Origin of the sequence: Streptomyces sp. NPDC006012 (assembly GCF_042871185.1) — a bacterium.
GTDB lineage: Bacteria > Actinomycetota > Actinomycetes > Streptomycetales > Streptomycetaceae > Streptomyces.
The window spans coordinates 228,557-242,174 of sequence record NZ_JBIAIE010000010.1 but is presented as its reverse complement, the minus strand read 5'-3'; the positions used below and the strand labels follow the sequence as shown (position 1 = coordinate 242,174).

Sequence of the window (13,618 nt, the reverse complement as noted above, 5' to 3'; positions counted from 1 at the left end):
CCGGCTCCTCCAAGGCCCCGTGCTCAGTGATGGTCTCGCTCATTTCAGGCGTCTCCTTGATCATCGGATCCGCCGTCTGTCTATTGGACACTCCCCCAGCTCATAAATCTGATGGCCGCTCTCCGGCAGTGGGTGAACATCATGGAACTGATGCTGCTGGTGATCTTTGGTCTGTATGGGCTTCGAGTATCGGTTTTGAGGTAGGTCTCTCTGGTGCCGAGGTAAAAAACGGTCTGTGTCCTGTACCGGTGGAGCTTGTGCGGCAGCCATCGAACCTTGATGGGCGACAGTTCGTGTCACTTGAAGGTTTAATACATCGGAGACGCGGCGAGCGACGGCCGCAGCCGCGCCGCGAGGGATCACACCTGTACGTCACCTGCCCGGTCCCGGCTCTGATCACCGCGCACCCGGTAGACGCCCGGCTCAACTTCGTAGGACTCTTCGACGACAACCGATGCCAAGTGGAGGGGCCAATGGGTGTATCGATCCCAGATCGCTCCTACTGGAAGGCGCATCCCCACAACAGTTGCGAGTTGTGCGTCACGTAGATCGGCGCCGAATAGTGCCGTATCTGTAAGGTTCGCGCGAGTCAGGTCAGAGTCGATCAACTTCGTTCGGCTCATGTCGGCACCGACCAGTTCCGCACCGCCGACATACGCGCGGCTCATGTTCGCTATGGTCAGGTCCGCCCCGACCAAGTCCGCGTGGGTCAGACTTCCGTCGGTCAGGTCCGCGCCACTCATATCTGTACCGAATAGGTACGCGCCGGTCAGCACCGCCCTGCTCAAGTCCGCAGTGTTGAGGAGTGCGCCGGACAGCTTCGCGTCGGTCAGGTCCGCGCCGACCAGTCTCGGGCCCGGCGGCAGGCCCGCCTCGTCGGCTAGAAAAACTGCTGTCCGATTGCCGGAGCACAGTGATAGACAACCCGAGTGGAAATAGCTCTGGAATTCCCCGACCTGCTGCGGCTGCTCGACGAGCGGTCAACCGCCTTCCGCGTCGCGGTCGCCTCCGCGCCCAGCCTCGACGCGCAGGTGCCGACCTGCCCCGAGTGGACGCTGTTCGATCTGGTCCAGCACCTGGGTACGGGGGACCGCTTCTGGGCCACCATCGTCGGCGCGGGGCCCGCCGGCGCTCCCCCGGCCGAGGCCGCTGCCGCGCGTGCCGCCGTGGCTGCGCCACGAGAGCGCGAGACCCTGCTGGCCTGGTCGGCCGAGTCGACGCAACTGCTGCTGACAGCGCTACGGGAGGCGGGCCCGGATCGCGCCTGCTGGACATGGTGGGGTACGTCGCAGTCGCCGCAGAACTCCCGTGGCGTCGCCCGGCACCGGGTCCAGGAAACCGCGGTGCACGCTTACGACGTCCAACTCATCCTGGGCGCCCCGCGGCCTCTGCCGGACGAGGTGGCACTCGACGGTGTCGATGAGTTCCTGTCCACTTGCGTCGCAACGACCAGCGTCTGGCCGCACAAACCCACTGCCTTCGACTTCCATACCGCCGAGGGCCACTCCTGGCGCCTCACAGTCGACGGCGACGGCGCACGGTCCGCCCGTCTGCCCGCCACCGCTATCGGCGAGGGCCCGGACACAGTCGGCGCCTCTGTCCGGGGCACAGCCGGTGAGCTGGTCCTCTTCGTCTACGACCGTATCCCGGCTGGCTCCGTTCGGATTGACGGAGATGCAGGGCTGATCGAGCTGCTCCGCGCCTGGGACCCGGAGGAGTAGGACGTAACGGAGGCCCGCGCGCCGCCCCCGTACCACCGGACGCGCCCGGCCATGGACCTTCGGACTGAGGGATTCTGACAACTCCTTGCCGCGCTTGGGCCGGATGACCTGCACAGCGGCCGCGCCCTCGCACCGGGCAAGGGCAACCGCCCGCTCCGCGAGCAGCTGCGCGAACGTCAAGAGCACAGGGGGGATGCCGCTTGGCCCACGCTCCGACCGGAGCCGACCAGCCCGTGCCTGGCCGCATGACGGGCTTATAGCCAGGCAGCAGCGGGCGATACAACAGCTGCGCATCGAATTCATCTGATCGAGTACATGATCGGTGTTCCAGGTAGGTCGTCAGCTTCTCCGCGTGATGCTCAGAGAGCGTTTGGAGTCATCCGTAGGGCGTCTTCCGCGGCCTTCGGCATGCCCGGCCGCGCGTACTGTCCGATCAAGGGAAGTGACGCACTGTGCATTTGACTCCCCATGAGCAGGAGCGGCTGTTGATCCATGTGGCCGCCGACGTGGCGCAGCGGCGTCGCGACGCCGGGCTGCTTCTCAACTACCCCGAGGTCATGGCGCTGTTGACGGTGTACGTCTTCGAGCAGGCGCGCGCCGGCAAGACGGTCAGCGACATCATGGACTCGGGCCGGCATCTGCTCACCCGGGATGAAGTCATGGATGGCGTCCCGGAGATGATCGAGAACGTCCAGGTGGAGGCCACCTTCCCGGACGGCACCAAACTGGTCACCATCCACGACCCGATTCCGGAGGCCGCAGCAGAGGGGTCCGGGGTCTACCCGGGCAAGGTGGAGCACCCTCGGCCACCCCGTAAGCCAGACTGCCCGGTCGACTGCGACGACAGCGGCAACTCGTCCGCAGGCTACGACGCGGACGACGACACAGCCTCCCGGTACGACGCGATCTACTTCAACGTGCACCTCGACGGGGACACGCAGGGCACCAGCCTGCAGACGGACGCCACCGCCTTGCCGGGGCCGGGCAAGACGAAGATCAAGGTGAAGAACGAGTCGGACCGTCCCATTCAGGTCGCCTCCCACTATCACTTCGCCGAGGTCAACCCGGGGCTCAAAGTCGTCAGCATCGAAGTCCCGGCTGGTCAGACGATCCCCCCGGACCGCAGTCTCTGGAACTGCGACGCGGCGAAGGGCCGGCGACTCAACATCGCCGCCGGCACGTCCGTGCGTTTCGAACCGGGCGACGAGTGCTGCGTGGAACTGGTGCAGATCCAGGGTGATGTCACAGCCGGCGGCAGCGGCATGAGCGACCTCACCAAGATCCAGGGACTGCGTGAAGGGATCGTCGAATGAGCCCGCAGGGACAAGGTCGCGGCCGGGTGCCGAAGCCTGGGAAGGGCCGGCCGAAGCCGAGCAATGAACTGACACGGGCGGATTACGCCGCGCTGTACGGGCCGACCACGCGGGACCGGGTCCGGCTCGCCGACACCGACCTCACGCTGGAGATCGAGGCCGACTGGAGCGGCGGCCCTTCGTACAGCGGCAATGAGATGGTCTTCGGCGGCGGCAAGGTGATCCGCGAGTCGATGGGGATGTCGCACCTCGCCAGGGACGGGAGGAGCAGCAACGGCGACGCCACGGGCCACCGCCCCGTGGACACCGTCATCACCGGCGCGCTCATCCTCGACTGGTGGGGCGTGGTCAAGGCCGACATCGGCGTCCGCGACGGCGAGATCGAGGCCATCGGCAAGGCGTACAACCCCGAGACGATGGATCCGATCCCGAGCCACAGGTTCGAGATGCCGGACCGGACGACCGTCGGGAATGCGGTGCCGGTTCCGGTGACGCCGGTGAGTTTCGTGGTCGGGCCGAGCACCGAGGTCATCTCCGGCAACGGGCGGATCCTCACCGCGGGTGGCGTGGACACCCATGTCCACTTCATCTGCCCCGGGGAGATCCACGAGGCTCTGGCCTCGGGCGTGACCACCCTGATCGGCGGTGGTACGGGGCCGGCCGAGGGCAGTACGGCCACCACCGTGACTCCCGGCGCATGGCACATCCGGCGGCTCTTCGAGGCGCTGGATGAGTTCCCGGTCAACATCGGCCTGCTCGGCAAGGGCAGCACGATGAACAAGCACGAGCTCAACGCGCAGGTGGATGCCGGCGTCTGCGGCTTCAAGGTCCACGAGGACTGGGGTGCCACGCCGGCGGTGATCGACCGGGCCCTGGACATCTGTGAAGATCGCGGGGTCCAGCTTGCTCTGCACGCCGACTCGCTGAACGAGTCGGGGTTCCTGGAGAGCACACGGGCAGCCTTCACAGGCGACGCCAGGGACGCAGACGGGAAGTTCACGGCGAAGAAGGCACGCTCCATCCACATCTTCCACGTCGAGGGCGCCGGCGGCGGTCATGCGCCGGACATGATCGAGCTGGTCAAGGACCCCAACGTCCTCCCGGCCTCGACCAACCCGACGCGTCCCCTGACGGTCAACACCGTCAAGGAACACGTCGACATGATGATCGTGTGTCACCATCTCAACCCGGAGATCCCGGCGGACATGGCCTTCGCCGACTCCCGGATCCGGCCGTCCACCATGGCCGCGGAGGATCTCCTGCACGACATGGGCGCCATCTCGATGATGTCCTCCGACGCCCAGGCGATGGGCCGCATCGGCGAAATGATCATGCGTACCTGGCAAACCGCGCACGTCATGAAGTGCCGCTACGGCGCCCTGAAGGAGGACCTCGAAGCCGCCAAGGTCCGCACGATCGCCGACGACACAGACCATCGCTTCAACGACCAGCAACTGCAGCCGAACGACAACTTCCGCGCGCGCCGCTACGTCGCCAAGTACACGATCAACCCGGCGATCACGCACGGCATCGACGGCCACGTCGGCTCCGTGCAGACCGGGAAGCTCGCCGACCTGGTGCTGTGGGAACCGAAGTTCTTCGGCGTCAAGCCGCACATGCTGCTCAAGGGCGGCCAGCTCGCGTACGCGCAGGTCGGCGACGCCAACGCGTCGATCACGACGCCGCAGCCCTATCTGCCGCGCCCGGTCTGGGGCTCCACCGGCCGCTCCCCGGGACGCAACTCGGTGAACTTCGTGGCTCCGGGCGTGGCCGGCAATCTGAACGGAGACGGCACCAGCAGTAATCCGGGGCTCGGGCTCGACAAGGACTTCGTGGACATCACCAGCACCCGGGCGGTCACGAAGGCAAACATGAAACTGAACGACACAGTGCCCGACAGCCTCGAAGTCGACCACAACAGCTTCGAGGTCACCATCGGCGGTGCGACCACGAGCGACGCCCGCACCGAACTCAATGGGGCGACCGTGCCGCGCTCCTTCGTCAACGAAGTACCCCTGGCACAACGGTACTTCCTCTTCTGAACCGCCACCCGCCCGGCCGCCGGAGCAACAGCACCGCGGCCGGGCACCCGGGCGGGCAGGCCGCGCCCGCGCGCGTTCGGCACCACTTCCGACCCTGCGAAAGGCAGCCGCTCACCGATGAGCCGAGCAGCCCTGCTCCTGCTGGCCGACGGCCGTTTCCCCGCCGGAGGGCACGCCCACTCAGGCGGTGTCGAAGCCGCCGTCGTCCACGGAGCCGTACACGACACCGACAGCCTGGAGGCATTCTGCCGCGGCCGTCTGCACACCACCGGCCTGACCATGGCCGGCCTGGCCGCCGCGGCCGCCGCCGGAGTCGACCCGCTGCTGCTGGACGACGCCGCCGACGCACGCACCCCCGTCCCCGCGCTACGCGCCGTCGCCCGTCGACTTGGCCGGCAGATGATGCGCGCAGCCCGTGCCACCTTCCCGTCCCAAGACCTGGAACTGCTGGCCACCGAACGTCCCGGGGGCGCCCACCAGCCGATCGTGCTGGGCCTCGCCGCCCGGGCCGCCGGGCTCACCCCGCTGGACGCCTCCTACGCCGTCGCGTACGAGAACGCCGGCGGGCCCGCCACCGCGGCAGTGCGCCTGCTCAGCCTCGACCCGCTCTACGTCTCAGGGCTGCTGGCCCGCCTCGGCTCCGACATCGACGCCGTCGCCACAGCTGCCGCCCAGGCCGCGGACCGTGTCACGGCCGAGGGCATCGACGCCCTGCCGTCGGCGTCCTCGCCGCTGCTGGACATCACCGGTGAACAGCACGCCGCCTGGACCGTCCGGCTCTTCGCCTCCTGAAACCTTCCCTCCCCTTCTGGAGTTCTCCGTGCACCTCGACCACCCCGTGACCATGCCGCACCACCACACCCACAGTGCCGAGCCGCTCCGCGCCGACGGCAGCCGCCGAGCCCTCCGTGTCGGGCTGGGCGGACCCGTCGGCTCCGGCAAGACAGCCAGCGTCGCCGCGCTCTGCCGCACCCTGCGCAACCGCTGGTCGATCGCCGTCGTCACCAACGACATCTACACCCGCGAGGACGCCGACTACCTGCGGCGCGAGGCCGTGCTGCCGCCCGAGCGGATCACCGCGGTGGAGACCGGCGCCTGCCCGCACACCGCGATCCGCGACGACATCTCAGCCAACCTTGAGGCCGTCGAACACCTGGAGGGGACTCTGCACCCCCTCGACCTCGTGCTCGTCGAATCCGGTGGTGACAACCTCACCGCCACTTTCTCCAAGGGCCTCGTCGACGTGCAGATCTTCGTCATCGACGTCGCCAGCGGCGACGACATCCCGCGCAAGGGCGGCCCCGGCATCACCACTGCCGACCTCCTCGTGGTCAACAAGACCGATCTCGCCCCGCACGTCGGCGCCGACCTCGCCACCATGGCCGCCGACGCCGAACGGCAACGCGGCGGCCTTCCCGTCATCTTCACCAGCCTCACCTCGGACGACGGCATCCGCGAGGTCGCCGAATGGGTCACGGCCCACCTCACGCGGTGGCGCACGGAGGCTGCTGCATGAGCACCGGCACCCAACTCGCCGGGCTGAACACCTCGTTCGAACCGAATACCCAGGCGGACGGCGTCGAGGAATCCACCGGCCATCCGCACGGCGTGCGTGCCACCGCCGGCATCCGCGCCACCTACAACGGACGCGTCACCACCCTCCCGCAACTGCGCAGCGACGGCCCCTTCCACCTACGCCGCATGCGCGCGAGTGGGAAGGTCGCCAGGGTGGGAATCATCGGTGCGATGAGCGCCCCGCTCGGCGGTGACCGGCTCACCCTCGACATCATGGCCGAAGACCGGGCCGAACTGGTGGTCACCACGGCCGCCGCCACACTCGCCCTGCGCGGCCCCACCACCGCCCCGGCCACCTACGACGTACGGCTGACCGTCGGGGAACACGCCAGCCTGCGCTGGCTGCCGCAGCCGCTGATCAGCTCCGCCGGCAGCAATCTGCAGCAGACCTACACGGTCAACCTCGCCGCCACCTCACAGCTGCTGCTACGCGAGGAGCAGCTCCTGGGCAGAGCCAACGAGAAACCGGGCCGCCTCGTCAGCCGTATCCGGGTCCGACACGCCGGACGCCCGCTGCTCGACCAGCACACCGCCTACGGGGACCCCGAACCCGGATGGGACGGTCCCGCGGTCCTGGGCGAACACCGAGCCGTCGGCCAACTCCTCATCGTGAAACCGGAGATGCATGCCCATCGCGATCCCGTCCTGCTCCGCGAAGGTACCAAGGACGGCTGTGCGGTCCTCGCGCCTCTGGCCGGCGGCCCTGCGCTGCTCGCCACCGCCCTCGCACCGACCTCCTCCGCTCTGCGGGAGCTGCTCGACGAGGCACTCGTACACGCCCTCGGGACGTAGCGGGGGACTATCCGGAGCCTCGCCGGCCCGGCCACGCATCATCGCCACGCACGAGGCAAAGCGCCTGGGCCGCGGCACCGCCTGAACCGCCGGCCATCGCCGAGGACTGCGGCACCACTACATCGAACTCAAACTCCTCACCGGCCCCCACCAGGGCGTCTACGACCCGACTGGGCACAGCGCCCGCTTGTTCGTGTTCTTCGCCTGCTTGGTCGATATGAGTGGCAGAGGAGGCCGGCAGTGGACTTGGCTCCGCAGCGCCGGCTGGAGCTTCGGCGCTTTCGCGGCTTGCTGAAGTCTGGGGCGATGAGCCTGTCGGAGACGCCAGAGAGACCGGCTCGACCGCAAGACCGTCCGCAAGTACCTATCGGCTGCGGAGCCGACGACGCCTTCGCGGTGGTCTACGAGCAGGCGGTCGAGGGCAAGGACCTCGCTCACATGGGCGCCTCGAAGGTCTACTCCTTCCGCATGACGCTCTCGTACTCGCGGGACCCGGTACCTGGGTGATCCGGGTCCGACCACCCAGGTCGAGTTGAGTATCCGCGCTCACGTCCGGAGCGGCCCCGCGGGGCGAGTATCGGTGCAAGCGGCGCAGCCGAGATCGTCGGCTCCCCACCACTGAGACTGTTGCGGAGAACCTCTATGTCCCGTCGTATCGCCCTGTCCCTGACCGCCGGTGTCGTCGTCCTCGGCGGCGCTGGAGCCTTCGCCCTCGCCTACGCCGGGGACCAGCCGCCTGCCCTCGCCCACAGCACCGCCCGATACACCGCCCCCGACGGCGGCCGGGACGGCTCGCTCGCCTTCAGTACCGAGGTCACGACGTCCTCCGGTGTCAAAAGCCTGAGGGTACTGGCCTATCCGGCGCGCTCCTCCCTCGCCGAGAAGGAGCCGACCGCCAAGGAGATGGCCGCAGCGGAGCCGGCCACCTGCAAGCCCGTCGGCAATGACACCGTGCGCTGCGCCTACACGACCCGGGTGACCGCAGCCGAGTCCGCGTCGTCTCCGCACGGTTCCTGGTACGTCGCGGTCCTCGCCACGGCCGTCGACGGCCGCACCACCCTGGACACCAGGGCGGCGGGCTTCACCGCTCCCTGAACCTCGTCGCCGTCCGGACGCCGGCGACGGGATCCCGCACGCGGCGTCGGTGGCGAACTCGGCTTCGACGACGTCGTCAGCATCCGGGGCGTGGACGGTGCCCGGCGCCGCGCCGGCGAGCAGTTGCTCGGCGCCCTCCCTCTCCCCCGGCTCTGTCCGGCCAGGGAGACGGAGCGGATGCGCCGTCAGCTTGCCGGCGCCGAGCGGCGTCTGGCCGATCCCTCGCTGCACAAGGACTGGGTGCGCACCATGCGCCGCACCGCCGAATGCGCCGCCACGCCGGCCGAACCGGTCCGGCGCATCACACAGCCGCGCCGGGAGGCGCCCAGGATGGACTACCACCGGCTCTCCGCCGAAAGACACAAGTGGATCTACGATGAGCTGATCGTGCCGTCCCTGGGGCCCATCGCCCCCCAGGAGCAGCCGGTCGTCATCTACGTGCTGGCCCAGCCGGGCGCCGGGAAATCGCGAGCCGCCCGGATGATCCTGAACAGCCTGCGCAACCCCGTCCACGTCACGGGTGAGATCTTCAAGAGGGCTCATCCGGACTACTGGCCACTGCTGCGCAAGGAGCCACGTACGGCCTCGGCACGGATCCGCACCGACTACCGGACCTGGCAAACCTGGTACGAGGCCCACGTGCGCCGGTGCCGCGGGAACATGGTCGTCGAGATCGCCCCCGGGAACGCTGCCCGATTCGTGGCCCGTACGGCTGTGGACCGGCAGGCGGGCTACCGGACGGAGCTGGTAGTCCTGGCGGTCCGCGCGGCGGACTCGCGCCAAGGTACGGCCACCCGCTACGCCCAGGCGAGCCGATTGGGCGGGGCACCGCGGTTCACCACGGCCGCCGGGCACAACGCCTCCTTCGCCGTCCTGCCTGAGACGGTGGCACTGGCCGAGCAACTGTTCGCGGTCGACGAGGTGACCGTAATGCGGCGCGACACCCACGTCCTGTACCGCAACTACCTGGCCGATCAGGACAGTTGGGGCCGGAGCCCCGCAGGCCACCTCGCCGTAACCGTGGAACACTACCGCCCCTACACCGCTGAGGAAGCCGCCGCGTTCTGGGCCACCCAGCGGTGGCTGCACACGGAGATCCCGCAGTACCGTGACGACCTCGTGGCCATCGCTGGACTGGCGGGCCCACTGATGCCCGCCCAGCGGCCGCACCAGCTCAGCGCCTCGCGCACTACCCTGCCGCCCGCCCCAGCGCGTTGGACAAGTCGGGCGCGCGCCGGGATATCGGCTACTGGCCGCTCATGACGTAGTCGATAAGAGCCAAGGTGGCTGAAGCGGCCATCAGCGCTCTGAGTGGCCAGTTCGTCGATTTTATCCTCAACTCGGTTGATTCGACGACAGCGGCGCGATCTACCCGTCGGCCAACATCCCGTATTCGAATGTACTGAAGCCGGTCATTGTGACCGTTTCATTTCGTTCCAGATATGTTTGTCTGGTGGGTCTGTCCGGGTGGGGCACACGGTGCGGGGAGGTTACCTCTGGAGTCATCCGCTCCGCACGACATATGCCTTTCTCTGGTGCCGGTGACTCCAGCACGCCTGGGGCTATCCGGGGATGGTGTCGAGGTCGACGCCGGCCAGGTCGCGGCTGGCGTCCCACAACCGCGCGGCTACGGAGGTGTCAGTGAGGTGGTTCCACACCCGTTCACGTCGGGGCTTGCCACGCAGGCCGAAGACACGCGGTCCCCACAGCTGTCCTCCGCGCACGCTGGGGTCCAGCACCGCTCGGACCGCGGGCCACGCGCCGGCCTGCTTGCCCTGGACGAGGAGGGCGGCCGGTGCACCGCAGAGCCGCGCAGCAGCGGTCCGCACATGTACTGGCGGCCGTGACGGGGTCAGGGAGTCCAGCGCGCCGCCGGGATGGACCACCACACTTGCCACCGTGCTTTCGACATCGCGCAGGCGGCGGTCGAGTTCCAGGCCGAAGTACATCTGCGCCAGCTTGGAGCGTCCGTAGGTGCGCTTGGGCTCGTAGTCCTTCCGAGACTGCAGGTCATCGAGGTCAAGCCGCTCGGACTTCGCCGCGAAGCTGCCCGTGGTCACGATGCGGGCCGCCGGCGCGGCCGACAGCAGCGGCATCAGCCAGTGGGTCAGCGCGAAGTGCCCGAGGTGGTTCGTGCCGAACATGACCTCGTGACCGTCCCCGGTCTCCCGGCGCGGCGGGTCGTCGAGCGCGACGCCGGCGTTGTGGACCACCGCGTCGAGGTATTCCACATCCAGTGTTGCCACCGCTGCTCTGAGCGAGGAGAGGTCGGCTAGGTCCAGCCGTACGGACCGCACCCGCGCGCCGGGGACACGCGAGCGGATCGAGGCCGTGGCGGCTTCGGCCTTCGCGGGGTTCCGGCTGCCCAGTACGACAGTGGCTCCGGTTGCGGACAACTGCTCCGCCACGAAGTACCCGATGCCGGAGTTACCGCCAGTGACGAGGAAGACGCTGCCGTCGGCACGCGGCAGCCGATGTACGTCCCAGGGCGGGGTGGAGGACGTGGACGACATAGCGGAGGGGCTCCCTTGCAGTTGAAGGCGGCTGCGGCTGCCCTGCAGGACAGCTCGGTCCCCACGGTTCCAGCTGCCCCCGACACCACTCCTACAGATCACCGACAGCCGCGCTGGACGGCCGACATCCTGCCGACGCGGTGCTCCCCCGTCGCAGCCCGCCATTGCCGCTGAGCGTCACGGTGGCCGACTGGAGCCGGATTCCGCTCCCGGTTTTGACATGCGGGGTTTCTCGATTTCTCACATGCGGGACGAAGAAAACTTTAGGGTGATAACAAAATTGCGCGTAAACGACCCTTTTCGAGGTTCGCGGGGCAGATACGGTCAGTGGCATTCCTGTCACCGGCAGGATACGCAAAACAGCAGGGGTCCCGGGGGCCTGCGGGACCCATGCCACCATCAACAAACACCCGTCGGCCTGCATTTGAGGCGCCGAGCCGACAAGAGGGCGGAGCACAGCATGTCGGACATTACTGCGTACTGAAAGCGCAGGGCACCACGACATCAGCCAACGAGCCCGACCGCAGCCGACCAGCCTGTCGACGCGGTCGAAGAAGGGGCCGTCCAAGCACTCCCGTTTTCATATGCACTTCACGTCGACCGGCTCTTCGTGGATCAACCAGATCGCGCCGTGATTCGGCTTCCTGGTCGACGAGAAGACTCGCCGCGCCGCACACAAGAACGTCCAGGCCCTCGAAGCCGGCATCCGCGCCTGGGTCAATGGCTGGAACACAGACCCCAGCCGTGCATCTGGACCAAGACCTCCGAGTAGATCCTCGATCCCTCTCGCGATACTGCCGACGAATCTCTGGCTCAGGACACTAGCTGCTCCCCTCGATGGCCCCGCGCAGGTGGCGGACCGCCTCCTGCAGGCCGCTGTCGGCGAGGTTGCCATAGCCGAGAACCAGGCCGTGGGCCGCACGGGCGTCGGTGGCGTGATAGGCGGCGAGGTCCGCGACGCGCAGCGAACGGGCTGCCGCCGCCGCGACCACGGCCGCGGTGTCCACGGTGGCGGGCAGCTCAAGGATGAGATGGAGACCGGCCGCGATTCCGGAGATCGGGGCACCGGGCAACTGATCGGCGAGGGCCTGGACCAGGGTGTCCCGACGCTGCCGGTACCGCTGTCGACAGGCACGCAGATGACGGTCGTAGGTGCCCGATTCCAGCAGTGCGGCGAAGGCGAGTTGGTCGACGGTCGAGGGCTGCGCGACCACCTGGTCGGTCTGGTGCAGTTGTCGGGTCCAGCGCGGTGGAGCCACCACCCACCCGATGCCGAGCGCCGGGGACAGGGTCTTGCTCAGCGATTTGAACAGCACGACCCGGGACGGATCCATGCCCTGCACAGCCGCGACTGGGCGGCGGTCGTAGCGGAACTCCGCGTCGTAGTCGTCCTCCAGGACGACACCGTCTACCCCGCGGGCCCAGTCGAGCAGCGCCGCGCGCCGCTCGGGAACGAGCACGGTACCCAACGGGAACTGGTGGGCCGGCGCCGTCAGCACGGCGCGCAGGCCCGGACGTCCGGCGAGGTCGTCGATGCGCAGGCCGCCGTGGTCCATGCGGATCGGCACCGGCTCCAGGCCCGCCGCGTGGATGACCTGCCGAAGCCGTGTCCAACCCGGTTCCTCGCAGCCGACGGCGGTGATGCCCTGGGCGCGCAGGATGTGGCACATGCGCCGCACCCCGTCGGTCACGCTCGTGCACACCGTCACGTCCTGCGCTGTTGTCGAGACGCCGCGGGAGCGGCCCAGGTACTCGGCGAGCAGGCGGCGGAGCCGGAGGTGACCTCCGGCCGGCGGGTAGCCGAGCTCCGTGAACTCCGCCTGCGTCACCTGGGCGCGGACGGCGTCGGCCCACCGGCGGCGTGGGAATGCGCGCAGGTCCGGCAGGCCGGGTGCGAGGTCGAAACGAGCGGCCGGAGCCTGGCGTGCCGAGGGGCGCGCGACGTCGGTGTCGGGGGCGTTCGACCACCGCACCCGGGTGGCGGAGCCACTGCGTGCCTCCAGGTATCCCTCGGCGACGAGTTGGCCGTATGCCTCGGTCACCGCCCAGCGCGAACAGCCGAGGTCGGCGGCGAGCTGGCGACTGGGGGGCAGCACGGTGCCGACCTCGACGCGCCCCTCCCGGATCGCCAGCCGCAGCGCCCGCTTCACCCGCTCATGCAGCGGTCCGGCGCCTTGCTTCTCCAGGTTGAGCAGGAGATCGCCCGCCAAATTGGTCTGTGACACCCGCATGTGATTGGACGGTATCAGCAGGCCGTTTCTCCGTAACTTGGTCTGGCCGACTTCCGGAAGGTCCAGTCGGCTTCGACTTTCACCTGGAGGAACGTGATGTCTGTCCTGAGGCGCTCGGCCCCCGCCCACCCGGTGTTCCGCGGCTTGTTCGACGACTGGTACGCGAGGGCCGGTGTCCTCTCGGCGATGCCGGACGCACCGGTCGCGGCGGATGGCTCCCGGCCGAAACGGCCCGCGCGGTCGCCGCTACCGGCCCGGCCGGAGCGGCAGTGGTCGCTGGCCCGGCTGGGACGGGGGCGTACGTCGTGAGGAAGATGAACATCGACTGGCAGCCAC

The 13,618-nt window shown here is 68.6% G+C and carries 12 protein-coding genes and 1 pseudogene; 10 read left to right on the top strand and 3 right to left on the bottom strand.

Going from position 1 to position 13,618, the window contains the following annotated elements; all coding sequences use genetic code 11:
* Positions 1 to 359: 359 nt before the first annotated feature.
* Complete coding sequence (locus ACFYPJ_RS20220; protein ID WP_389018732.1) at positions 360 to 848, bottom strand: pentapeptide repeat-containing protein; 489 nt, start codon at positions 846 to 848, stop codon at positions 360 to 362.
* Positions 849 to 929: 81 nt separating this feature from the next.
* On the opposite strand from ACFYPJ_RS20220, the gene ACFYPJ_RS20215 reads away from it, so the two are divergent.
* The 9 genes and pseudogenes from ACFYPJ_RS20215 to ACFYPJ_RS20175 all read left to right on the top strand — a co-directional run bounded on the left by ACFYPJ_RS20215 (position 930) and on the right by ACFYPJ_RS20175 (position 9,801).
* The gene (locus ACFYPJ_RS20215) at positions 930 to 1,721 is read left to right on the top strand and encodes a maleylpyruvate isomerase family mycothiol-dependent enzyme (protein ID WP_389018687.1); all 792 of its coding nucleotides are present in this window, start codon (positions 930 to 932) and stop codon (positions 1,719 to 1,721) included.
* A 452-nt stretch (positions 1,722 to 2,173) separates the two neighbouring features.
* Positions 2,174 to 2,470: pseudogene (locus tag ACFYPJ_RS20210) on the top strand (urease subunit gamma); the annotation flags it as partial.
* 42 nt (positions 2,471 to 2,512) lie between these two features.
* Complete coding sequence (locus ACFYPJ_RS20205; protein ID WP_389018729.1) at positions 2,513 to 3,034, top strand: urease subunit beta; 522 nt, start codon at positions 2,513 to 2,515, stop codon at positions 3,032 to 3,034.
* Between the two features lie 26 nt (positions 3,035 to 3,060).
* Positions 3,061 to 5,076: an urease subunit alpha gene (locus ACFYPJ_RS20200; protein ID WP_389018684.1), complete on the top strand. Its 2,016-nt coding sequence runs from the start codon at positions 3,061 to 3,063 to the stop codon at positions 5,074 to 5,076.
* Between the two features lie 117 nt (positions 5,077 to 5,193).
* On the top strand, positions 5,194 to 5,868 hold the full coding sequence (locus tag ACFYPJ_RS20195; protein WP_389018681.1) for an urease accessory protein UreF: 675 nt from the start codon (positions 5,194 to 5,196) through the stop codon (positions 5,866 to 5,868).
* Positions 5,869 to 5,896: 28 nt separating this feature from the next.
* Positions 5,897 to 6,592: an urease accessory protein UreG gene (gene ureG / locus ACFYPJ_RS20190; RefSeq protein WP_389018678.1), complete on the top strand. Its 696-nt coding sequence runs from the start codon at positions 5,897 to 5,899 to the stop codon at positions 6,590 to 6,592.
* Positions 6,589 to 7,443, top strand: a complete 855-nt coding sequence (locus ACFYPJ_RS20185; RefSeq protein WP_389018675.1) for an urease accessory protein UreD — start codon at positions 6,589 to 6,591, stop codon at positions 7,441 to 7,443. Before ureG ends, ACFYPJ_RS20185 begins: the two co-directional genes overlap by 4 nt.
* Before the next feature lie 642 nt (positions 7,444 to 8,085).
* The gene (locus ACFYPJ_RS20180) at positions 8,086 to 8,538 is read left to right on the top strand and encodes a DUF5707 domain-containing protein (RefSeq protein WP_389018672.1); all 453 of its coding nucleotides are present in this window, start codon (positions 8,086 to 8,088) and stop codon (positions 8,536 to 8,538) included.
* A gap of 177 nt (positions 8,539 to 8,715) precedes the next feature.
* Complete coding sequence (locus tag ACFYPJ_RS20175; RefSeq protein WP_389018670.1) at positions 8,716 to 9,801, top strand: zeta toxin family protein; 1,086 nt, start codon at positions 8,716 to 8,718, stop codon at positions 9,799 to 9,801.
* 299 nt (positions 9,802 to 10,100) lie between these two features.
* Here the strand turns inward: ACFYPJ_RS20175 and ACFYPJ_RS20170 are convergent, their stop codons facing one another.
* Together ACFYPJ_RS20170 and ACFYPJ_RS20165 are read right to left on the bottom strand one after the other, a co-directional pair.
* Complete coding sequence (locus ACFYPJ_RS20170) at positions 10,101 to 11,051, bottom strand: SDR family NAD(P)-dependent oxidoreductase (RefSeq protein ID WP_389018667.1); 951 nt, start codon at positions 11,049 to 11,051, stop codon at positions 10,101 to 10,103.
* A gap of 821 nt (positions 11,052 to 11,872) precedes the next feature.
* Entirely contained in the window at positions 11,873 to 13,282 is a 1,410-nt protein-coding gene (locus tag ACFYPJ_RS20165; RefSeq protein ID WP_389018664.1) for a PLP-dependent aminotransferase family protein, read from the bottom strand.
* Between the two features lie 96 nt (positions 13,283 to 13,378).
* On the opposite strand from ACFYPJ_RS20165, the gene ACFYPJ_RS20160 reads away from it, so the two are divergent.
* On the top strand, positions 13,379 to 13,591 hold the full coding sequence (locus ACFYPJ_RS20160; RefSeq protein ID WP_389018661.1) for a hypothetical protein: 213 nt from the start codon (positions 13,379 to 13,381) through the stop codon (positions 13,589 to 13,591).
* Positions 13,592 to 13,618 lie beyond the last annotated feature (27 nt).

Coding starts and splice junctions, on each gene's coding strand:
- ACFYPJ_RS20185 (WP_389018675.1), top strand. CDS start 6,589: ATGAGCACCGGCACCCAACTCGCCGGGCTGAACACCTCGTTCGAACCG.
- ACFYPJ_RS20180 (WP_389018672.1), top strand. CDS start 8,086: ATGTCCCGTCGTATCGCCCTGTCCCTGACCGCCGGTGTCGTCGTCCTC.
- ACFYPJ_RS20175 (WP_389018670.1), top strand. CDS start 8,716: ATGCGCCGTCAGCTTGCCGGCGCCGAGCGGCGTCTGGCCGATCCCTCG.
- ACFYPJ_RS20165 (WP_389018664.1), bottom strand. CDS start 13,282: ATGCGGGTGTCACAGACCAATTTGGCGGGCGATCTCCTGCTCAACCTG.
- ACFYPJ_RS20195 (WP_389018681.1), top strand. CDS start 5,194: ATGAGCCGAGCAGCCCTGCTCCTGCTGGCCGACGGCCGTTTCCCCGCC.
- ACFYPJ_RS20160 (WP_389018661.1), top strand. CDS start 13,379: ATGTCTGTCCTGAGGCGCTCGGCCCCCGCCCACCCGGTGTTCCGCGGC.
- ACFYPJ_RS20170 (WP_389018667.1), bottom strand. CDS start 11,051: ATGTCGTCCACGTCCTCCACCCCGCCCTGGGACGTACATCGGCTGCCG.